This is a genomic window from Nocardiopsis sp. NPDC055551, from assembly GCF_053619415.1.
Map to the genome: position 1 here is coordinate 269,867 of NZ_JBSHJJ010000006.1, position 21,156 is coordinate 291,022.

Genomic DNA, 21,156 nt, shown 5'->3' on the forward strand with positions numbered 1-21,156 from the left:
AACTGGGGGAAACGATGTCGGGACGTCAGGGGAACGGTCACCGAGGTGGCGGTGGCGGTGGCCGTGGGGGTGGTGGCCGCAGGCCCGAACCCGAACCCATCCGCGGCGTGCGCGACGACGCCCGTCTGTCCCAGGAACTGCTGAGGATGGACGGCGCCTCCTACGGGCGCTACAAGTCCCTCAAGGGCGACTGGGACTTCGGCGACTTCACCCTGACCGTGGAGCGGGTCCAGGCCGACCCGTTCGCCCCACCCTCGCGGGTGCGCATCCTCCGTCCCGACGCCGGGATCCCGAGCGGCGCCTACGCCGATCCGGTGCGCCGCCGGGCCACCGCCGACTTCCTCGGCCGGTTGGCCCGCCGCCGACTCAAGGGGTCGCTGCTGCGGATCGACACCGGGGGTCAGGAGGTCATCGCGCGTTCGTCCTGCCAGGTGGGCGCGGACGGTTCACTGGACCTGCGGATCGGCCTGGACCTGCCCGGGCACGGGCGGCGCATCGACGGCCGTACCGCCGAACGCGAGCTGTGCCGCACCGTCCCCGAGCTGGTCGACGACCTGGACTGGGAGGAGATCGACCAGGACGCCGCCCGTGCCTTCGCCGACAGTGTGGCCGACACCGTCGCGCTGCGCGCCTCTCTGGCCGAGCGCGGACTGGTGGCGTTCGTCGCCGACGGGGCGATCCTGCCCCGCCTCAGTGGGATCAGCGACGAACCCATGCGCGGCGAGGGCGTGGTCCCCTTCACCTCCCCGGACTCCCTACGGGTGAGCGTGGACCTGCCACACCGGGGCACGGTGACCGGGATGGGGGTGTCCGAGGGCATCACGCTGATCGTGGGCGGCGGCTTCCACGGCAAGTCGACCCTGCTGCACGCCCTGGAGCGCGGGGTGTACGACCACGTACCCGAGGACGGCCGGGAACTGGTGGTGACCAGGGACGACGCGGTGAAGATCCGCGCCGAGGAGGGTCGCCGGGTGGAGCGGGTGGACGTCAGCCCGTTCGTGCGCAACCTGCCCACCGGGGCGGACACCCGTGACTTCCGCACCGAGAACGCCTCCGGCTCCACCTCGCAGGCGGCCAACATCTGTGAGGCGGTGGAGATCGGCGCGCGCACCCTGCTGGTGGACGAGGACTCCACCGCCACCAACCTGATGATCCGAGACGAACGCATGCAGTCCCTGGTGCACGGAGACCGCGAACCCCTGGTGCCCTTCGTCGACCTGGTGCGCCCGCTGCGCCGAGAGCACGGGGTCTCGACCGTGTTGGTCATGGGCGGCAGCGGCGACTACTTCGACGTGGCCGACCACGTGATCATGTTGGACGCCTACCACCCGCACGACGTGACCGAACGTGCCCGGGACCTGGCCCGGGATCGTACCGACGCGGAGTTCGCGCTGCCACGCGCCCGCATCGTGGACCGCGCGTCGGTGGACGATCGCACCGACCGGGGGCGGTCCAAGCTCAAGCGACGCGACATGGACGTGCTGGTGTTCGGCGAGAGCGACATCGACGTGCGCGCGGTGGAGCAGTTCGTCGACGCCGGGCAGATCACCGGAGCGGGGCTGGCGTTGCGCGCCCTGGTGGCCGGTGGCCACCTGGACGGTGGGAGGACCCTGGCCGAGGCCCTGGACTCCCTGGAGGAGGGTCTGGCCGAGCGGGGCGTGACCCTGCTCGGTGAGGACTTCGCCGGGGACTACGCGCTGCCGCGCAGGCAGGAGATCGCAGCCGTCCTCAACCGGTTGCGGAGCATGCGGGTGGCCGAACAACGCTGAGTTCGCGCCGGGACCCGCCCGTGGGGTGGCCGCGGTGTGTCCGTGGTCACCCGGAGGGGGTCGAGGCCGGTCGTTGGTCGGGGCGGGTCGGTATTGTGGAAACGCAGGGTGCGGTAGCCCCGAAGGACATCGAAACGGAACATCTCGGACCGATGTCGGTGTGAGTGCCGTCCTGCGTTCCCGACCCCTTTGGAGACGAGAATCCGGTGCGTGACCCCGCAGATCTGTACCAACTCCATCCCGGTTTCGACGACGTCGCCGGGCAGGCGATGCTGGTCTGTTTGGACGGCTTCGTCGACGCCGGACACGCGGGACGTCAGATGGCCGAGTTGCTCTTCGAACGGTTCTCCGCCGAGGAGATCGCGACCTTCGACACCGACCGGCTCGTGGACTACCGCGACCGTCGCCCATCGATGACGTTCCGTGAGAACACCTGGATCGACTACACGGCGCCCAAACTGGCCCTGTACCGGATGCACGACGACGAGGGCGCGCCCTTCCTCGTCCTGCACGGCCCCGAGCCGGACCGTGAGTGGGAGCTGTTCGTCGCCGCCGTCCAGCGGCTGGTCGACCGTTTCACCGTCTCGCTGTCCGTCAGCACCCATGGGATCCCCATGGCGGTTCCGCACACCCGCCCGGTGACGGTCACCCCGCACTCCACCCGCCCCGAACTGGTCGCCGGTCACACACCCTGGATCGGTCGGGTCGAGGTGCCCGGCAGCGCCGTGTCGCTGCTGGAGTTCCGCCTGGGCGAGAGCGGCCACGACTTCATCGGCTACGCCGTCCACGTACCCAGTTACCTGTCCCAGTCCCAGTACCCGCGCGCGGCCATCGCGGCCCTGGGCTACGTCACCGGGGCCACCGGACTGGCCGTGTCCACCACCGAGGTGGAGGAGACGGCGGCCACCACCGATGTGGAGATCGCCGAGCAGGTAGCGTCCTCCGAGGAGATCCAGCGTGTGGTCACCAACCTGGAACGCCAGTACGACGACATCATGTCCTCGCGCTCCGAGGGCGACACCCCGGGCTCCCCGCTGGGCGAGGACGAAGTAGGCCTGCCCACCGCCGACGAACTCGGCGCGGAACTCGAACGCTTCCTCGCAGAGCGCGAGGGCGACGGAAACGGATAGCCGTGTTCTACCAGATCCTCTTCAGCTCGGTCCTTCGGCACATGGACGCCGAGAGGGCCCACAAGCTGAGTTTCGCCGCACTGCGCGGAGTCACCGCGATCCCCGGCGTGGCCGAGACCCTGACCCGGGTCCTGGGGCCGCGCGAGCCCGAGCTGACCGTGCACGCCCTGGGCCGGGACTTCCCCGGCCCCCTGGGCATGGCCGCCGGGTTCGACAAGAACGCGGAGAGCCCACGCGGCCTGGCCGCGCTCGGCTTCGGCTACGTGGAGGTGGGCACCGTCACCGCCCACCCGCAGCCCGGCAACCCACGGCCCCGCCTGTTCCGCCTGGTCGAGGACCGCGCCATCGTGAACCGGATGGGCTTCAACAACGAGGGTTCGGCCCTGGTCGCCGAGCGGCTGCACCACGAGCAGGCCCGTCTGGAGCGCCAGGCAGGCCGCGCAGGTCGGGAACGTCCCCTGCTCGGGGTCAACATCGGCAAGACCAAGGTCACCCCGGAGGCCGAGGCTCCCGCCGACTACGCGCTCAGCGCCCTACGACTGGCCCGCTACGCCGACTACATGGTCGTCAACGTCAGCTCGCCCAACACTCCCGGCCTGCGCAACCTCCAGGGCGTGGAACAGCTGCGCCCCCTGCTGGCCGCGGTCCGCGCGGCGTTGGTCGAGGCCGGCCGCCCCACGCTGCCGCTGCTGGTCAAGATCGCCCCCGACCTGGCGGACGAGGACGTCGACGCCGTCGCCGACCTGGCCCTGGCCGAGGGCCTGGACGGGATCATCGCCACCAACACCACCATCTCCCGGGAGGGGCTGGACGCCCCGGAGGAGCGGGTGACGGAGGCCGGCGCCGGCGGCCTGTCCGGTGCCCCGCTCAAGACGCGTTCCCTGGAGGTGCTGCGCCGGCTGCGCGCCAAGGTCGGCGACCGCGTCACCCTGGTGGCCGTCGGCGGTATCGAGACCCCTGAGGACGCCTGGGCGCGCATCCGCGCCGGGGCGACCCTGGTGCAGGGCTACACCGGTCTGATCTATGGCGGTCCGCTGTGGCCGCGCGGCATCCACCGTGGGCTGGCCCGCCTGGTGCGTGCCGCCGGTTACCGGTCGATCCAGGAGGCCGTGGGTGTGGACGCCCCGGCCCCCGCCCTGAAGGTGGTCCCGGAGACCACCGAGGCCGGCTGACGCCCGGGACGGCGACCGGTCACCAGTCGCCGTCCCAGTCCTCGGGGAAGCTGTAGCCGGGTTCGGGGTGGCCCATCGCCTGGGTCGAGGTGACGAACACGTAGTCCAGTCCCCGCAGGCGTTCGATGATCTCGGGGACGGCCGCCAGCGTCTCGGGCAGCGGGTCGTGCATCAGTACCACCGCGCCCGGCTCGACCCGGCCGATCACGTTCTCCACGATCTCGTCGCGCTTCAGGTCCTCCCAGTCCTGGCTGTCCACCGTCCACATGGTCTCCACCAGCTCCTGCTCGGCGATGGCCCCGTGCACGTCCTCGTCGGTGGCGCCGAACGGTGGCCGGAACAGCTCCACCGTGTGCCCGGTCTGCCTGCGGATCATCGCTCCCACCGCCGCGACCTGGGCGGGCAGTTCCTCGGCTTCCATCCGGTTCATCGGGTCGTGCACGTCGCCGTGGCTCGCGATCTCGTGGCCCTCGGCGTAGGCGCGACGCAGTACCCCCGGCCGGGTGAGGGTGGGGCCTCCGTTCAGGAAGAACGACGCGGTGACCTCTTCCTCGGCCAGGATGTCCAACAGGTGTGGTGTGGCCTCTACCGGACCGTCGTCGAAGGTCAGCGCCACGCAACGCGTTTCGCCGTCGTAGCAGTCCACGTCCGGGACATGGGGGACGAACACCCCGGGCGGCGGTGGGTCCTGCGCGTCGTCGTCCTCGGCGGTGGGCAGCGTCAGATCGGTCTCGTCCACAAGGGAGGCCTCCCTGGCCCGCTCGCCCAGGTCGGACAGGAGCGGCGCGGCGGTCTCGTGGTCGACCACCACGACCTTGCGGCCGAACTCGGCGGAGGGCACGTGTCCCTCCTCCACGGGTGACAGGTGCCCGTCGTCGAACTCCACCACCAGGTCGCCGTCGCCGTTGAAACCGATGGAGTCGTAGGTGCGCAGGACGGGGAACAGGGAGTCGGGGTCGACCTCCACGTCCTCGGAGAGGTCTTCGCGGACGATGTCGTTGAGCGCGTCCAGCTCCTCCTGCCCGGCGAGCAGCTCGGTGGAGTAGGCGGTGTGCCGGGTGGTCCCGTCGTACCAGTAGGTGGAATAGCCCTCGCGAAGGCCGTGCATGTCCTCCTCGGTGCGCAGGAGTCGCACCCCGAGCACTCCGTCGGCGGCGGCCACCAGCTCCCAGTCGATGTCCAGGCTCACCGGGTCGCGGGTTCCCGCGCGAAAGTCCTGGACCTCGTCGTCGGCTCGGGCCGCGAGGGTCTCGGTGAAGGGCTCGGCGTTCGCGAACTCGGGGAGGGAGACCGCGACCTCGGCCTCCGGGACGTGGTGGTGATCCTCGTACCCCTCCGCGCCGGTCGTCCGTTCCCGGACGCCGTCACCGATCTCCGCGGACAGGACTCCGATCGACTCGGGGTCGCCGCCGCCCGCCGGGTCCTGCGTACACGCGGCGAGGGGGAGGGCCAGGGCGACCATCAGGGATCCGGGCCAGAGCCGTCCCCCACCGCTCCCACGACGTCGGGCGGTGGTGTGTCCCGGTGCGTTCTCGCTCGACGACAAACCCGGCTCCCTCTCCCTGAAAGCGGATGCTCCCGCACCTGATGGGAGCAACATAGGGGAGAAGAACGCCGGGCCCGGGGCGCTGTCCACATGTGGACAGCGCCCCGGGCCCGGTAATCCCAGGATCCCCGTCAGCCGTCCTCGGCGGCCCCCTGGGCCCCCTCGGACTCCTCGTCCTCGGGCTCCTCCGGAACCCCGTCGACGTAGCTGCGACCCGGCTCCGGGGTGCCGAGCAACTGCGAGACCGTCACCATGGTGTAGCCCTGCTCGTCCAGCTCACGGACGATCTCGCGGGACGCGTCGATGGTGGTGTCGTGGATGTCGTGCATCAGGATGATCGCCCCGTCCGAGGCGCCGTCCACGGCCCGGTCGGCGACCACACCGGCCTTGCGGTCCTTCCAGTCGTTGGTGTCCACGCTCCACAGGATCTGGGCCATGCCCATCTCCTCGGTGACCTGGGCGACGGTGTCGTTGGTGGAACCGTAGGGCGGACGCATCAGGTCCATCGTGTATCCGGTCTCCCGGTACACCAGCGCCTGGACCGGGTCCAGGTCCGCGCGCACGCCTCCGGCGCCGAGCGTGGCCAGGTCGGGGTGGGCCAGGGTGTGGTTGGCCAGTTCGTGGCCCTCCGCGTAGGTGCGGCGCACCGTGAACGGGTCCTCCATCACCGGGTGGCCGGTGACGAAGAAGGTCGCCTTGGCGTCGTGCTCGGCGAGTGTGTCCAGCAGCTCCGAGGTCCGGCCGCCGGGGCCGTCGTCGTAGGTCAGCGCCACGCAGCGCGTCTCGGGGTCGGTGCAGTCGATCCCGTCGTCGACGGGGGAGATCTCACCGGGGGAGGCGACGCCGGTGCCATCCTTCTCCGCCTCGGGGGCCGCGGCCACGGTGAACTCCTCGACGCCCTTGGTCGCGGCGTCGCGCGCCCGCACCCCGAACTCCGACAGCAGTTCCTCGGCCTCGTCGCGTTCGATCACGACGCCGACGCGACCCTCGGAGGTGGGCGCGACCTGTCCATCGTCGAACTCCACGATCAGGTCGCCCTCGGGGCTGAACGCGAGGGAGTCGTAAAGGCCGCTGATCGGGTACAGGGACACCGCCGCCACGGTGTCCGGGACCTCTTCGAGTACGCGGTCGTTGAGCGCGGCCAGCTCGTCCTGTCCGGCGAGCAGGCCGCTGGAACCGTGCACCGAGCCGTCGTCGGTCTCGTACCAGTAGGTGCTGTGACCGACGCGGGTCTCCTCCGAGTCGGTCTCGGTGGTGGTGATCCGCACGCCCACGACCCCGTCACCGGCGGCGGTCAACCGCCACTCGCCCTCGAAGGAGGCCGCGCCGGGGTTGGCGGCGTCGAAGGCGTGCACCTGGTCGGTCAGGGTGCGGTCCAGGAAGTCGGTGAGGGGGTCGGCGTTGGGGATGGCCGGGTAGGCGACGGCCACCTCACTGTCGCCCTCGTAGTCGACCGAGGCCTCCTCGGTGCCGGGGAGCGCGGCCGTGTCCACCACGGTCGTCCCCTCCTCGGAACCTTCCGCCGGAAGGTCGTCGTCGGTGTCCACCGCCACGTTCCGTGTGATGCTCTCGATGACTCCGTCCTCGGGCAGGCCCGGTGGTCGTGTCGCCGACAGCACCAGTCCCAAGAGGACGACCATCGCGATCGCTGCCGTGAGAACGGGGCGGTCGGGGGCCATGCTGGGACCGTCTTGCTGCTTCACCTGGGGGCTCTCCACGCTCATCGTCAGACGAACGTTCGCGAAAGGACGGGGGTCTTTCGCGTAACGCTGGTATCGGGTGTGATGCCGGGCACACGAAATGGGTTCGCTGGTGTGCTCCGGGCCAAGGGGTCACGCCGGGTGCAGGGGCGAAGGGGGTGCTCCCTATACTTGCAGGCGTGGAAGGTACACACTCCCACCATCGACTCCCGGAGCCCGCTCCGGTCGGTCGGAGTGTGTCGAAAGAGGGAACCCGGTGCGAATCCGGGACTGCCCCGCAGCGGTATGTGGGAACGAGCGTCGCCATAAGCACTGGTGATCCGACCGGAAAAGTCGGAAAACCGGGAAGCGGTGATCATTAGGACGACCGGCGCACGACGTCGGAAACGCCCACGAGTCCGAAGACCTGCCTCCACCCGGTGGTGCGCCTGTGCCGCCGGTGGTCCCGCGCCCCGAGGGAGGGCCGAGGTCGTCAGGCACGTGCGCCCCGGGTGAGCCCCTCGTCGTGCCGCGCTCCTCGCCCCGCTCTCGTGGCCGGTACCCGGCTTTCGACGAGGGAGAGAAGCTTCATGGTCAGCAACCCCGCGGCCTCCGGGCCGTCCGTGCGCTCCACGGTCCACGGTTACCCGCGCATCGGCCCCGCCCGCGAACTCAAGCGCGCCAGTGAGTCCTACTGGAAGGGCGACACCACGGCCGCCGAACTCGACGCCGTCGCCGCCGACCTGCGCAAGGGCGTCTACGCCCGACTGCGCGAGGCCGGAGTGGACGACATCCCGTCGAACACCTTCTCCTACTACGACCAGGTGTTGGACACAGCGGTCCTGTTCGACCTCGTGCCCGCCCGTTTCACCTCCCCGGCCCAGGCAGAGGAGCGGGACGAGCAGCTGCGCCGCTACTTCGCCCTCGCCCGCGGCGAGCAGGGCGCGCCGCCGCTGGAGATGACCAAGTGGTTCGACACCAACTACCACTACCTGGTCCCCGAACTCTCCCCGAGCACCCGCCCGCGCCTGGTCGGCGACAAGCCCCTCGCCGAGTTCCGTGAGGCCGCCGAGGCCGGTTTCCAGACCCGCCCGGTCCTGGTCGGTCCGCTGACCTTCCTGCTGCTGGCCAAGGCCGCCGAGGACGCTCCCGAGGGCTGGGAGCCCATCGAGCTCCTCGACCAGCTCCTGGACGCCTACGCCAAGCTCCTGAGCGACCTGTCGGCCGCGGGCGTCACCGAGGTCCAGCTCGACGAGCCGATCCTGGCCACCGACGAGGGTCGCGCCGCCGTCGGCCACCTGGAGCGCGCCTACCAGCGCCTGGGGTCGCTCACCGAGCGTCCCTCGCTCCTGGTGTCCACCTACTTCGGTTCCATCGGCGCCGCCGCCCTGCGCGTGCTCAAGGACTCTCCGGTCGAGGCCGTGGGCCTGGACCTGGTCACCGACTCCGAGGGTGCCTCCGACCTCACCGCCGTCTCGGGGCTGGGCTCCACCCGCCTGGTCGCGGGCGTGGTGGACGGCCGCAACGTCTGGCGCACCGACCTGCCGGCCGCCGTCGCCGAACTGGGCACCCTCCTGGCCCTGACCGACGAGCTCACGGTGAGCACTTCCTGCTCGCTGCTGCACGTGCCCATCGACCTGGACGCCGAGACCTCACTGGCGCCCGAGCTGCGCTCCACCCTGGCCTTCGCCGAGCAGAAGACCAGGGAGGTCGCGCTGCTCGGTCGGGTGCTCTCCGAGGGAGCCGACGCCGACTACCAGGGCGCGTCCGAGCCGCGGGACGCGTCCTTCACCGACGCCCGGGTGCGCGCCCGCCTGGACGCCCTCGGCCCGGACGCCTACGAGCGTCCCCAGGATCGGGACGTGGCCGCCCTGCGACCGCTGACCACGACCACCATCGGCTCCTTCCCGCAGACCGCCGAGCTGCGTCGCGCCCGCGCCGCGCACCGGCGGGGCGAACTGCCCACCGAGGACTACAAGGCGCTCCTGCGCGCGGAGATCGACCGGGTCATCGCGCTCCAGGAGGAGATCGGTCTGGACGTGCTGGTGCACGGCGAACCCGAGCGCAACGACATGGTCCAGTACTTCGCCGAACAGCTGGAGGGCTACGCCACCACCGAGAACGGGTGGGTGCAGTCCTACGGTTCGCGGTGCGTGCGCCCGCCGATCCTGTTCGGGGACGTCTCGCGTCCCGAGCCGATGACGGTGGAGTGGATCACCTACGCCCAGTCGCGCACCGACAAGCCGGTCAAGGGCATGCTGACCGGTCCGGTCACCATGCTCGCCTGGTCGTTCGTGCGTATCGACCAGCCGCTGGGTGAGACCGCCCGCCAGGTGGGTCTGGCGCTGCGCGACGAGGTCGCCGACCTGGAGCGGGCCGGCATCCGGCACATCCAGGTCGACGAGGCGGCTCTGCGCGAGTTGCTTCCGCTGCGCGAGGAACAGCGGGCGGCGTACCTGAAGTGGGCGGTCGACTCGTTCCGACTGGCCACCTCCGGGGTCGCGTCGAGCACGACCATCCACACGCACATGTGCTACTCGGAGTTCAACCAGATCGTCGACGGGATCGAGGCGTTGGACGCCGACGTCACCAGCGTCGAGGCGGCCCGGTCGCGCATGGAGCTCGTGGAGGCCCTGGGCGAGCGCGGTTACAAGCGCGGGATCGGTCCGGGCGTGTACGACATCCACTCGCCGCGGGTGCCCTCGGTCGAGGAGATCGAGGCCTCGCTGCGACTGGCGGTCTCGCACGTGGACGCCGCGAACCTGTGGGCCAACCCCGACTGTGGTCTGAAGACGCGCGGTTACACCGAGACCGAGCAGGCGCTGCGCAACATGGTGGAGGCGGCCCGCCGGGTGCGCGCCGACCTCTGATCCCACCCCGAACGCACGAAAAGGGGGCCGCGGCACGAAGCCGCGGCCCCCTCTCGTCGTTTCTTCCGGGGAGGAGCCGGTGATTTCCTACTCGGCGCCGAGCAGGGCGATCGCCTCTTCGGCGGAGTTGGTGAGCAGGGCCTCGACGTCGTCGACCATCGTCAGGTCGGAGCCCTCGAAGTCCGAGACCTGGTAGGTGATCTCGATGTTCATGTTGGCCGAACGGACCAGCATGATCGCCGTGGGGGCGGGGTCGTCGAGGATGATGTTCTCGGTGATGATGAGGTGCGCCTCATCGCCGAGACCGTCGATCTCCTTCTCCTCCTCCAGGTTCTCCTCCGGGTAGTAGTCGCTACCACCGGTGTAGTTGGCGAGGGAGTCCTGGTAGTCCGACGAGGCGCCCTCGACGGAGTCGCTGCCGGCGTAGGGCGTGGCGTACTCCAACCAGAGGCTGCTGTAGGCGCGCTCCGGGTTGCCCTCGGGGGCGTCACCCGTGGCGGTGCAGCTGGCGCGGTTGTCGGAGACGCTCTTGCTGGGGTCGTCCCGCAGGATGAAGTCCGTGGAGACCTGCTCGGTGATGGCGTCGCAGGGCTCGATGGGCAGCGCGTAGGGCGGCTCCCCGGCGGGCCCGTCACCGCCGCCGGAGTCGGGCTCCTCGGTGTCGTCGTCGACCGGCTCGTCGGTCTCCTCGGTGCCCTGGGTGGTGTCGGGACCGGTGGCGATCTCCTCGCCGCCGGTGTCACGCGTGACGAGCATGACGATCACGGCGATGACGAGCACCACGATGATCGCGCCGCCGCCGATGACCACCCAAAGGCCGGCCTTGCCGCCGCCACCACCGCTCTGGGGCGGCGGGGGCGGGGGGTATCCGCCGGGTCCACCCGGACCGCCGGGGCCACCGTAGGGCGGCTGGCCACCCGCGTACATGCCCTGGTCCTGACCGGGGCCGCCCTGGTAGGGGCCCTGGCCGTAGCCAGGCTGCCCGCCGGTGCCGCCCCCATAGGGGTTCTGCGGAGGCTGGTTGTAAGGTCCGTTTTCGCTCATGGCTCCCCTCGCCCGGTGAAGTGTTGGCCGTGTTCTCTGGGACGCGTGTGCCCATTGGTGGGTTCTCACGAGTTTCCCGTGACGGCCGCCGGCGGATCGCCGGGTGGGTGACGGCACGGGAGACCGTGGGGGAGGAGAGCCCGGGACCAACGCCGGTCCGCGGGCGAGTGCGGTACGGCGAGGAGCGGGAATTCCCCGTGTCGTGAGTGGATGCCCCGACTGCGCGCGGGGTTCTTTCCGACCGCCGAGATGATGCCGAGGGGACGGGCCACGGCGACCGGGGGTCGGGACGACAAGCATCCTAACCGTGACCTTAAGGGGAGCGGCGTAGCGGGCCAGGGGTAACGGGGCGAATCGTCATCGATTCGTTCCGGTCGAGCCACACGTCACCCTTGGCGTGACTTGATCGTGATTATCCTGTGTGGTTTTTCGAGTCGTTTCACCGGTAAAGGGGCCGTCCTTTCCGGCCCTTGGTCCCGAGAGGACGGGTGCGGGGAAGTCGTGTTCGCCGCACCCGCCGGGGATCAGAACATCGAGATGTGCACGTGGTCGAAGTGGTTCTCGGTGATGCTGCCGCGGTCCGACATCGGGCGCCAGTCGGTGTCGCCTCGACGCACGTCCCAGATCTGCTGGCGGTAGATCACGTACATGACCCCGAGGTCGTCGGCGTTGTCCCGGGCCCAGTTCGCGATGTCCCAACCGCGCTCGACCTGGTCCTCCGGGGGCATGGAACCGTTGCCGTCCACCATGAAGTCGCAGGCCCGGCCCTTGGGGTGCTCACCCACGACCCAGCCGCCCACCGCGCGGTAGCAGCCGACACCGCCCACTTCCGACCCGCGCCCGAAGATCTCGATGCCCAGGTCGCGCATCTGCTCGGTGCGCGGAGTGATGTTGTCCGGCGGTCGCATGGGCTGCTCCGGGTGGTCGGCGATGAGCCGGCGGACGTCCATGCGACGATCCTCCAGCTCGTCCATGTCGGCCTCGGCCTCGGCCAAGCGATCCTCGGCGTTCTCTTGGGCGACCTCGTCCCGGGACAGGGCCTGGTCCAGCTGGTCGATCTTGTCCTGGTTGCTGGTGGACAGGTAGTCGATGACGACCGCGCGCTCGATGACCTCGTCGGGCTCGGCCTCGACGAACAGCGACATGGAGGGGTCGATTCCGCCGCTGGTGTAGGTCGCCACCGCCAGGGAACGGACCTGCCCACGGGCGGCCTCCACGTCCTCGCGGGTGGAGTCGGCGCGCGACTGGGCGCGGTCGGCCTCCTCCATCACGTTCTCCATGTCCCGGAGTTCGCCGTTGTACTCCTCGGTGAGGGTCTCGGCGCGCGATTCCAGGGTGCCCATGTCCTCGTTGTCCCGGGGGACCGGCGCGGCCAAGGCGGGCGCGGGCAGGGCGAGGGCTGCCAACAGCGACAGGACCACCGCCGCGGTGCGGCCCGGGGTCGGGTTCGTGCGCACGACCGTCGGAAACGGGCGCGCGCAGTCGGCGATCAGCTCCCGCCAGGTGCGGACGGGAGGATCGGGCGCCCAGAAGTCGGCGTGGTCGGCCACTCGGCTCGGATCGTCTGACTGCAAGGTGTGGTCGCTCCTCGTGCCCACACACGGACCCCATAGCGGGCACGGGGACGCTGTGGACGCAGATGCTCGTCTTTCCCGGACGGGGCGCGGGGCACGTCGTCTTCGCGGGCCGCGCCGCACTCACCCCGCTCGAAGGGGGAAAGGTCACGGGACGGTAATGAGTCTAAGCATTCTCACGGGTCTTCGGGAGGGACGAGGTGATCACATCCCCCAACAAAGCCGTAGGTGTGGTCTAAATAACCATATTCGGGTCAAGGATTTTGCCGAATCGAGGCATCCGAGATGGTTGAGTTGGTGCCGTGATGGCTCCTGAACACTACGAAACGACCCCCGTCACCTTGGCGGACACCACCCGGCGGTGCGTACCTCTGCCCGGTGGTCGCTGTCGTCCGTCCCGTCGTTCCTGAGTCCGAGGGCGAGAACCCGCCCCGTTCGGCGCCACCGCGCCCTCCGACCGCCGCTCCGGCGCGTCGCCGCCGCTCGCCCACCGCGCGCTTCGTACGCTCGGATGCGGGCGTCGACCCCCACGCTGAGTCCGGTCTCCTTCCGCGCCCCCACGCGCGTGGGAGCCGTGACACCACCGCCAGACGTCGATGGGAAAACCGTGATTGACGCAGTGGGTCTCCACAAGACCTACAGGTTGAAGAAACGTCGGATCGAAGCCCTGAAGGGGGTCGATCTGCACGTCGAGTCCGGCGAGATCTACGGGGTCGTGGGCCAAAGCGGTGCGGGTAAGAGCACCCTCCTGCGCTCGGTGAACCTCCTGGAACGCCCAGACGGTGGCACCGTCCGCGTCGGGGACGAGGAACTCACCTCGCTGCGCGGCGCCCGCCTGCGCGAGGCCCGACGCCACATCGGCATGGTGCACCAGCACTTCGCCCTGCTCTCCTCGCGTACGGTCGCCGGCAACGTCGGCTTCCCGCTGGAGGTCACGGGGATGTCCCGCGCCGCGCGCGCCACCCGGGTCGGTGAACTCCTGGAACTGGTCGGCTTGGGCGACAAGGCCCGCGCCTACCCCTCCCAGCTCTCCGGCGGCCAGAAGCAGCGCGTGGGCATCGCCCGCGCCCTGGCCTCCGACCCCAAGGTGTTGCTGAGCGACGAGGCGACCTCCGCCCTGGACCCGGTCACCACCGAGTCCATCCTCGCGCTGCTGCGCCGACTGCGCGACGAACTCGGCCTGACCATCCTGCTCATCACGCACGAGATGGACGTGATCAAGCGGATCTGTGACTCCGCCGCGATCATGGAGGACGGCGAGTTCCGTGAGTCCGGCCGGGTCCTGGACCTGATCGGGACCCCCGGTTCGCTGCTGGCGCGTTCGCTGTTCCCGCTGCCGGAGCACGGGGGGCCGGAGACGGTGTTCATCACCTACCCGCGCTCCTTCGACGAACCGTTCATGTCCGAACTGACCCGTCGGTTCGACGTGGACGTCAACATCCTCGGTGGCGGTGTGGAGCAGGTCGCCGGTCAGTCCGTGGGCCGGCTCAGCGTCGACATGCGTGGAAGCCGTCGTCGTGAGGCACTGACCTACCTGTCCGAGAACGGCCTGCTGGTCGAGGAGGCCGGAAAGTGATCACCAACGAGATCCTCTACCTGGCCCAGGAGGGCAACGCGGTGACCGCGATCACCGACTTCGTCCGGGACTGGCCGAACATGTGGCCGAGCCTGTGGCTGGGAACCATGGACACCGTCTACATGGTGTGGTGGGCCACGGTCTTCAGCGTCCTGTTCGGTCTGCCCCTCGGCGTGCTGCTCGTGGCCACCGACAAGGGCGGCCTCATCCCGGCCCCGGCCGCGCGCGCGGTGCTCAGCGCCATCGTCAACATCGGCCGTTCGCTGCCGTTCATCGTGTTGATGGTGGCGGTGCTGACGCTGACCCGCTTCCTGGTGGGCACCACGCTCGGCCCGACTGCCGCCATCGTGCCGCTCAGCATCGGCGCCATCCCGTTCTTCGCGCGCCTGGTGGAGACCGCGCTGCGCGAGGTGGATCGGGGCGTCGTCGAGGCCGCGCACGCCATGGGCACGCGCAAGTTCACCATCGTGGGCAAGGTGCTGCTGCCCGAGGCCATGCCCGGGCTCATCGCCGGCCTGGTGATGACCGTGGTCACGCTCATCTCCTACTCGGCGATGGCCGGCGCCATCGGCGGAGGCGGTCTGGGAGACCTCGCCATTCGTGAGGGCTACCAGCGCTTCAACGACCACTACCTGTGGGCGACCGTGATCCTGCTCGTGGTGATCGTGCAGGTCGCGCAGAGCCTGGGCGACCTGTTGGTGCGCCGACTGTCCAGGCGCTGACGCGTCCCTCTCGATCCCGCCCCCCGTGATTCCCCCCGAGTCGTCCGGTACCAACGGCAAGGAGACAACCATGACCAGGAGAGCGAACGTACTGCGGGGCGCCGCGGTGTTCGGCGCCGCGACCGTGCTGCTGGCGGGGTGCGGGAGCCCGAGTGAGCGGGCCGACGAGGGTGGTGGCGACGACGACGTGGTGACCCTGAAGGTGGGGGCCACACCGATGCCGCACGCGGAGATCCTGGAGTTCGTGAACGATGAGCTGGCGGCCGACGCGGGCCTGGCCATCGAGGTGGTCGAGTACACCGACTACAACCAGCCCAACGCCGCCCTCGTCGAGGGAGAGCTGGACGCGAACTACTACCAGACGGTCCCGTTCCTGGAGGAGTACCAACAGGGCAACACCGACGCCGACCTGGAGTACGTGAGCAACGTGCACCTGGAGGCCTTCGGTCTGTACTCGCAGGAGTTCTCCGACCTGGAGGAGCTCCCCGAGGGCGCGGAGATCGGGGTGCCCAACGACGTGTCCAACATGGGCCGGGCGCTGAACCTGCTCGATGCGAACGACGTGATCACCCTGTCCGAGGGCGCCGGGGACAACGCGGCGGAGTCCGACATCGAGGAGAACCCGCTCGACATCACCCTCACCCCGGTGGAGGCCGCGCAGCTGCCGCGTTCCCTGGAGGACCTGGACGCGGCCGTGGTCAACGGCAACTACGCGCTGGAGGCCGACCTGGCCGAGAACGCGAACGTGATGGCCTGGGAGGAGACCGAGGGCAGTGTGTACGGCAACGGTCTGGTGGTACGCACGGAGGACGCCGAGTCCGAGGAGATCGAGCGGCTCGACGAGCTGCTGCACAGCCCGGAGGTGAGCGACTTCATGGAGGAGCGCTGGCAGGGCGTGGTCATCCCCATGGGCGGGATGCGGGACGACGACGAAGACTAGGGGACCAGAGGTCTCGTGTTCGGGCGTCGAAGGCGGATCCGCCTTCGACGCCCGAGCCATGTCGGTAACGGTTGGGTTTCGGGGGCCTACTGGCGAGTTGACTTGACCCGTGGCTTCTGCTTCCGTTATGGGAGCGCTCCCAAGCTGATTTCGCTCGTCATGGAAGGTGCGTAACAAAGCAGTGAGTAACCCGAACGATTTCCCCGAGGGCTTCCTCTGGGGGGCGGCCACCGCCTCTTTCCAGATCGAGGGCGCCACCACCGCCGACGGCCGAGGCCGCAGTATCTGGGACACCTTCGCCGAGACCCCGGGCAAGGTGCTCAACGGGGACACCGGTGACCCCGCGGACGACCACTACAACCGTTACACCGAGGACATCGCGCTCATGAAGCGCCTCAACCTCGGCTCCTACCGCTTCTCCGTCGCCTGGCCGAGGATCCTGCCCGAGGGCGGTGGCAAGGTGAACCAGGCGGGCATCGACTTCTACGACCGCCTCGTCGACGGTCTCCTCGAAGCCGGCATCCAGCCCTGGGCCACGCTTTACCACTGGGACCTGCCCCAGCCCTTGGAGGACGCGGGCGGCTGGCCCGAACGTGACACCGCGTTGCGCTTCGCCGACTACGCCAAGGTCGTCGCCGACGCCCTCGGCGACCGGGTCTCCCACTGGATGACCATCAACGAACCCTGGTGCTCGGCCTTCCTGGGCTACCACAACGGCCACCACGCCCCCGGACACCGGGACGCGGAGAAGGCCCTGGCCGCCACCCACCACCTGCTCCTCGGCCACGGCCTGGCGGTCGAGGCGATCCGCTCCACGGGTCACCCGGCCACCGTGGGCCTGGCCCACAACCAGGCGGTCATCCGACCGCACGGGGCCAACGCCGCCGACACCCGGGCCGCCCGACGGGCCGACGGCGTGCGCAACCGCATCTTCACCGACCCCCTGTTCAAGGGCGCCTACCCGGCGGACGTCCTGGAGGACCTCGCCGACATCAGCGACTTCTCCTTCGTCAAGGAGGGGGACCTGGCCACCATCTCCGCCCCCCTGGACTTCCTGGGGGTCAACTACTACTCGCCCGAGTTCGTCGCGGGTTCGGCCAAGGGCCTCGACCCGGCCCTGGTCAGCGGCGAGGGCGAGGCCTGGCTGGGCGCCGACCCCGAGGAGGTGCACGTCTCCCAGGGGCTGCCCGTCACCCACATGGGATGGGAGATCGACCCCAGCGGCCTGTTCGACGTCCTCCAACGACTGGCGGGCGACAGCGGCGGCATCGACCTGTACGTGACCGAGAACGGCTGCGCCTTCGAGGACACCGTGGTCGACGGCGCCGTCCACGACGTGGATCGCACCGACTACTACGAGGGTCACCTGCGGGCCGCCAAGGAGGCGATCCACGCCGGGATCCCCCTGCGCGGCTACTTCGCGTGGTCCCTACTGGATAATTTCGAATGGGCGTGGGGGTACTCCCGCCGATTCGGCATCGTGCACGTGAACTACGAGACGCAGGAGCGCATCGTCAAGGACACGGGCCACTGGTACGCCGAACTGGCCAGGACCGGGAGGTTCCCCACACGGTGAACCACGAGAGTTCGTGGGGTGTCCCTCCGGGGCATCCCACGCGCTCCGGGACGGGTTCGGCCCCGGGCACGGGACCGAACCCGTCCACGCCCGCCGTCCGGAAGGTCCGGTCGGATCGGTAGAGAACGCGCAAGGAGCCTCGAAGTGGCCAAGAGCGGCGGTCGACAGCGACCGACCCTGGAAATGGTGGCGCAGCGGGCCGGGGTCGGCCGGGGGACCGTATCCCGGGTGATCAACGGATCCTCACAGGTCAGCCCTCGTACCCGCGAGGCGGTCCACGACGCGATCTCGGAACTGGGCTACAGCCCCAACCATGCCGCGCGCACCCTGGTCACCCGACGCACCGACATGGTCGCGTTGGTCGTCTCGGAGTCCAGGGACCGACTGTTCGAAGACCCGTTCTTCGCCGACATCATCCGCGGCGTGAGTTCGGTGCTGCACGAACGCGACCTGCAGTTGATGCTCACCACCGCCCGGGGCGACGCCGAGCACAAGCGGGTGGGCGAGTACCTCAGCGGCTCGCACGTGGACGGCGCCATGCTCGTCTCCCTGCACCGGGACGACCCCCTCACCTCTCGGCTGGCCGACTCCGGCGTGCCGGTCGTGCACGGAGGCCGGCCCTACTCCGAGGCGGTGCCCGCGCGCTTCTTCGTGGACATCGACAACGTGGAGGGCGGGCGTATGGCCACGCGCCGGCTGCTGGAGACCGGACACGAACGCGTGGGGACCATCACCGGCCCCCAGGACATGAACGCCGGCATCAGCCGTCTGCGGGGCTTCCGGGAGGCCATGGCCGAGAGCGGCCGTGAGGTCGATCCGAACCTGGTGGTGCAGGGCGACTTCAGCGTCGATGGTGGGGCCGTGGCCATGGCGGAGATGCTCGACCAGGGCGGGAACCCGGACGCCCTGTTCGTGGCCTCGGACATGATGGCCATCGGCGCCATCCGTACCCTGCGCGAGCGCGGCCTGAGCGTGCCCGAGGACGTGGCCCTGGTCGGGTTCGACGACAGCATCATGGCCCAGCACAGCACCCCGGCGCTGACCACGGTCCACCAACCCACCGTCCAGATGGGTCAGGAGATGGCCCGACTCCTCGTGGACGTGGCCATCCCACGTGCCGCCGACTCCGAACGGGTCACGCTGGAGACCCACCTGGTGGTTCGCGAGTCGGCCTGAACCGGGGTCCGGATCGGTACGAGAACCCCGACAACGCCGCTGACCCGGACTTTCGTCCCTTTCGTCCCTCTGGACTCGCCGGTCCGGCCTGTGCGAGGCTGGTCCAGGTTTCGGGACGGTGGGAGCGCATGGATTCGACGGGGGAGCCCACCCACGCCCGATGCGCCATCGCCGGGTGCGGTTGGTGCGATCGGGACGGGCTGGAATGCCGGTACTGCCGTGGCACCGGATGGTGGCGGCCGGAACGGCCGTATCGGGAGCTCAGCGGTGTGATCGTCTGGTCGCGGATCGACGAGCCCTGTCGGGGCTGCGCCGGGACCGGCAAGGAACACGGCCCGGTGGTCGCCACCTGAGGGCGCGGTGGGACCATGGCCGCGTGGGATGGACGACCGCGGGGACCGACCTCGCGAGGAGCCTGACCAGCACGGGGAGTGGGCGCATTGCGTTGGGTCACCTATCTGTCGCCGAGCGGCGGCGGTACCCGAGTGGGCGCGCTCGACGACGGCGACGTGATGGGCAGCCCCGACGAGGGCGCCCTGGACCGGCTGTTGGAAGGCGGTCCGGCGGTCCTGGAGGCCGCACACGAGCGCGCCGTGGAGCACGCCATCGAGATCATCGTGGAACCGGAGACGCGAATGTGCGCCCCGGTCGCGCCCACCGCCCTGGTCCCGGTCCGGATCGGCGACCGCGAGCTGGAGATCCACCCTGAGATGGTGCGCGGCGTCGACGACGCCGTGCTCTCCGAGGCCCGCACCGCCTGTGTCGGCGTGGCCGCGCTCACCGTGGGCCGGGGCGAGGCCTTGGCCTACACGCCCGCGTGCCTGTGGCTGGACGCCACCGGGGACGCGGTGCAACTGATGTTGGGCCCGGTCCTGACCACCGCCGACGAGATCGTCGGTGGCACGGTGGAGATCGCCACCTCGGTGGAGGACGAGGAGAACGGCCGCGGCCTGGTCGACCTGGAGGACGAGGGGCTCGCCCATGGTCCCGGTCGGGTGCGGGCGCTGCTCACCGTCGTCACACCGGCTCTGGAGGTCGACGACGAGCTGTTCGTCGACGTGGGCGAGCTCGGCACCTTCGAGGTCAGGGTCGGCTCCCAGGTCTGACCGAGGGGTCAGGGCGTGTACTCCCAATGCCAGGGCTCGAACCCACCGCGCGCCCAGTCGGGGTTGTCCCATCCGTGCTCGGGGGCGTGTTCGAGCATCCAGCGATGCTCGACGGTCTCGGGTTCGTTGACGCCCCCGCACAGGTCCACGGCCATGCCCATCCCGTGCGCGCTGGTCCCGGGGTGGGCCGCCATGCCGGGCAGCATCTCCTCGAAGAGTCGCACCTGCTCGTGGTAGGGCCGGTAGGAGTCGGTCACGCACATCGGGCGGCCGAACTCGGACCGGTAGGCGCCGTCCAGTTCGATGAAGGCCTCCGCTGCGTCGGAGCGCAGGCTCTCCCCGGTCTGGGGGAGCGGGCACAGCATCGTGTCCGGGACATGACCGTTCGCCGGCCCGGTGGTGTCGCCGGGATCGCAGGCGCCCTCGCAGGCCGGCGGGGTCCCGTCACGGCGCCCCTTCTCGCCCGAGCCCCGCCCGTCGTCGGACGCGGCCAGGGCCTCCTCCAGCTCCGTCTGCTGTTCGAGTAGATCCCGAGCGCGCTCCTCCTGCCTCTCGATCGCCTCCTCGGCCTCCTTGCGGGCCTCGTCGGCGGCGTCGGTCGCCTCGGCCTGTTCCTCCTCAGCGGTACCGGCGGCCTCGGCCAGAGTGGTGGCGGCGACCTTGGCGGCCTCCGACCGGCTCACGTCGGCGGAGCGGTGCTCGCCCAGGAGGGTGAGGTAGGCGCCGCGTTCCAGGAGCCCCACGGGACCTTCGGGGCCGGCCCAGGCGCGGGTGATGCTCAGGTCGGCCCCCTTGTAGGCGCCGGCGGCCTGGCGGGCGGCGCCCAGGCGTCGGTCGTCGTGGCGCTCCGCCGCGGTTCGCGAACGTCGGTCGGCGGCCCTTCGTGTTTCGGTGGCCTCCTCCAGCCGCCCGGCCTCCTCCCTGTAGAGGTCGATCTTCTCCGTGGCCTCGTCTCGGAGGGTGGCCACCTCCGATCGGGCGGTGGCGAGTTCGACGCGCAGCGTCCGGAGCTCGTCGGCGGGCTCGGCCACGGCGGGGGCGGCGAGGGAGAGCGCGCACAGCAGGGTGACGCTCAACGGGAGCAGGCCTATGACCGAAATATGTTCGAGTGTGCCGGCCCGATCCGATTCCATAGTAGAGCCCAGAGTGCCAGAAGCATCACTCTGAGTGTTCGCATTTGAGCGTCGTGTGGTGCGCATTCCCGAAAACTCCCCCGGACCTGCATATGTGTCCTGTCAGGATGTCACGAGTCGTCGCTCTTGGTAATGGAGTGGGG

At 70.0% G+C, this 21,156-nt stretch carries 16 protein-coding genes and 1 riboswitch; of the genes, 11 read left to right on the plus strand and 5 right to left on the minus strand.

Features of this window, described 5'->3' with window-relative positions; all coding sequences use genetic code 11:
* Positions 1-14: 14 nt before the first annotated feature.
* The 3 genes from ACWGSK_RS13350 to ACWGSK_RS13360 all read left to right on the plus strand — a co-directional run bounded on the left by ACWGSK_RS13350 (position 15) and on the right by ACWGSK_RS13360 (position 4,071).
* On the plus strand, positions 15-1,769 hold the full coding sequence (locus ACWGSK_RS13350) for an ABC-ATPase domain-containing protein (RefSeq protein ID WP_358514756.1): 1,755 nt from the start codon (positions 15-17) through the stop codon (positions 1,767-1,769).
* 206 nt (positions 1,770-1,975) lie between these two features.
* A complete protein-coding gene (locus ACWGSK_RS13355) occupies positions 1,976-2,899 on the plus strand; it encodes a proteasome assembly chaperone family protein (RefSeq protein WP_358514758.1) in 924 nt (307 codons plus the stop codon).
* Positions 2,896-4,071, plus strand: a complete 1,176-nt coding sequence (locus ACWGSK_RS13360) for a quinone-dependent dihydroorotate dehydrogenase (RefSeq protein WP_358514765.1) — start codon at positions 2,896-2,898, stop codon at positions 4,069-4,071. The genes ACWGSK_RS13355 and ACWGSK_RS13360 overlap by 4 nt, the downstream gene beginning before the upstream one ends.
* A 19-nt stretch (positions 4,072-4,090) precedes the next feature.
* Here ACWGSK_RS13360 and ACWGSK_RS13365 read toward each other — a convergent pair whose 3' ends face one another.
* Positions 4,091-5,533 carry a polysaccharide deacetylase family protein gene (locus tag ACWGSK_RS13365; RefSeq protein ID WP_358514760.1) on the minus strand — a complete coding sequence of 481 codons (1,443 nt, stop codon included), beginning with the start codon at positions 5,531-5,533 and terminating at the stop codon, positions 4,091-4,093.
* A gap of 215 nt (positions 5,534-5,748) precedes the next feature.
* Positions 5,749-7,341 (minus strand): polysaccharide deacetylase family protein, encoded by a 1,593-nt coding sequence (locus tag ACWGSK_RS13370; protein WP_452455932.1) that lies wholly within the window; start codon positions 7,339-7,341, stop codon positions 5,749-5,751.
* A 181-nt stretch (positions 7,342-7,522) separates the two neighbouring features.
* Positions 7,523-7,745: riboswitch (cobalamin riboswitch) on the plus strand.
* A gap of 141 nt (positions 7,746-7,886) precedes the next feature.
* On the opposite strand from ACWGSK_RS13370, the gene metE reads away from it, so the two are divergent.
* Complete coding sequence (metE, locus tag ACWGSK_RS13375) at positions 7,887-10,166, plus strand: 5-methyltetrahydropteroyltriglutamate--homocysteine S-methyltransferase (RefSeq protein ID WP_452455933.1); 2,280 nt, start codon at positions 7,887-7,889, stop codon at positions 10,164-10,166.
* A gap of 87 nt (positions 10,167-10,253) precedes the next feature.
* On the opposite strand, the gene ACWGSK_RS13380 is transcribed toward metE, so the two are convergent.
* Complete coding sequence (locus tag ACWGSK_RS13380) at positions 10,254-11,210, minus strand: DUF3558 domain-containing protein (protein ID WP_358515876.1); 957 nt, start codon at positions 11,208-11,210, stop codon at positions 10,254-10,256.
* A 524-nt stretch (positions 11,211-11,734) separates the two neighbouring features.
* On the minus strand, positions 11,735-12,784 hold the full coding sequence (locus ACWGSK_RS13385) for a coiled-coil domain-containing protein (protein ID WP_358515879.1): 1,050 nt from the start codon (positions 12,782-12,784) through the stop codon (positions 11,735-11,737).
* Between the two features lie 619 nt (positions 12,785-13,403).
* On the opposite strand from ACWGSK_RS13385, the gene ACWGSK_RS13390 reads away from it, so the two are divergent.
* From ACWGSK_RS13390 to ACWGSK_RS13420, 7 genes are all read left to right on the plus strand, one after another.
* Positions 13,404-14,360, plus strand: coding sequence for a methionine ABC transporter ATP-binding protein (locus tag ACWGSK_RS13390; RefSeq protein ID WP_358515888.1), 957 nt, complete (start codon positions 13,404-13,406; stop codon positions 14,358-14,360).
* Positions 14,357-15,082, plus strand: coding sequence for a methionine ABC transporter permease (locus ACWGSK_RS13395; protein ID WP_452455934.1), 726 nt, complete (start codon positions 14,357-14,359; stop codon positions 15,080-15,082). Before ACWGSK_RS13390 ends, ACWGSK_RS13395 begins: the two co-directional genes overlap by 4 nt.
* Before the next feature lie 70 nt (positions 15,083-15,152).
* Entirely contained in the window at positions 15,153-16,022 is an 870-nt protein-coding gene (locus ACWGSK_RS13400) for a MetQ/NlpA family ABC transporter substrate-binding protein (RefSeq protein WP_358515882.1), read from the plus strand.
* 181 nt (positions 16,023-16,203) lie between these two features.
* On the plus strand, positions 16,204-17,598 hold the full coding sequence (locus tag ACWGSK_RS13405) for a GH1 family beta-glucosidase (RefSeq protein WP_358507459.1): 1,395 nt from the start codon (positions 16,204-16,206) through the stop codon (positions 17,596-17,598).
* 144 nt (positions 17,599-17,742) lie between these two features.
* On the plus strand, positions 17,743-18,774 hold the full coding sequence (locus ACWGSK_RS13410) for a LacI family DNA-binding transcriptional regulator (protein ID WP_358507461.1): 1,032 nt from the start codon (positions 17,743-17,745) through the stop codon (positions 18,772-18,774).
* Positions 18,775-18,902: 128 nt separating this feature from the next.
* On the plus strand, positions 18,903-19,127 hold the full coding sequence (locus tag ACWGSK_RS13415) for a hypothetical protein (protein WP_358507463.1): 225 nt from the start codon (positions 18,903-18,905) through the stop codon (positions 19,125-19,127).
* An 87-nt stretch (positions 19,128-19,214) separates the two neighbouring features.
* The gene (locus ACWGSK_RS13420; protein WP_358507465.1) at positions 19,215-19,880 is read left to right on the plus strand and encodes a hypothetical protein; all 666 of its coding nucleotides are present in this window, start codon (positions 19,215-19,217) and stop codon (positions 19,878-19,880) included.
* Positions 19,881-19,888: 8 nt separating this feature from the next.
* On the opposite strand, the gene ACWGSK_RS13425 is transcribed toward ACWGSK_RS13420, so the two are convergent.
* Entirely contained in the window at positions 19,889-21,013 is a 1,125-nt protein-coding gene (locus ACWGSK_RS13425; RefSeq protein ID WP_452455935.1) for a D-alanyl-D-alanine carboxypeptidase family protein, read from the minus strand.
* Positions 21,014-21,156: the final 143 nt, after the last annotated feature.

Bases quoted from the DNA above. Each gene is read 5' to 3' on its own strand.
- ACWGSK_RS13365 (WP_358514760.1), bottom strand. From the start codon at position 5,533: ATGGTCGCCCTGGCCCTCCCCCTCGCCGCGTGTACGCAGGACCCGGCG.
- ACWGSK_RS13350 (WP_358514756.1), top strand. From the start codon at position 15: ATGTCGGGACGTCAGGGGAACGGTCACCGAGGTGGCGGTGGCGGTGGC.
- ACWGSK_RS13370 (WP_452455932.1), bottom strand. From the start codon at position 7,341: ATGAGCGTGGAGAGCCCCCAGGTGAAGCAGCAAGACGGTCCCAGCATG.
- ACWGSK_RS13400 (WP_358515882.1), top strand. From the start codon at position 15,153: ATGACCAGGAGAGCGAACGTACTGCGGGGCGCCGCGGTGTTCGGCGCC.
- ACWGSK_RS13425 (WP_452455935.1), bottom strand. From the start codon at position 21,013: ATGGAATCGGATCGGGCCGGCACACTCGAACATATTTCGGTCATAGGC.
- metE (WP_452455933.1), top strand. From the start codon at position 7,887: ATGGTCAGCAACCCCGCGGCCTCCGGGCCGTCCGTGCGCTCCACGGTC.
- ACWGSK_RS13415 (WP_358507463.1), top strand. From the start codon at position 18,903: ATGGATTCGACGGGGGAGCCCACCCACGCCCGATGCGCCATCGCCGGG.
- ACWGSK_RS13380 (WP_358515876.1), bottom strand. From the start codon at position 11,210: ATGAGCGAAAACGGACCTTACAACCAGCCTCCGCAGAACCCCTATGGG.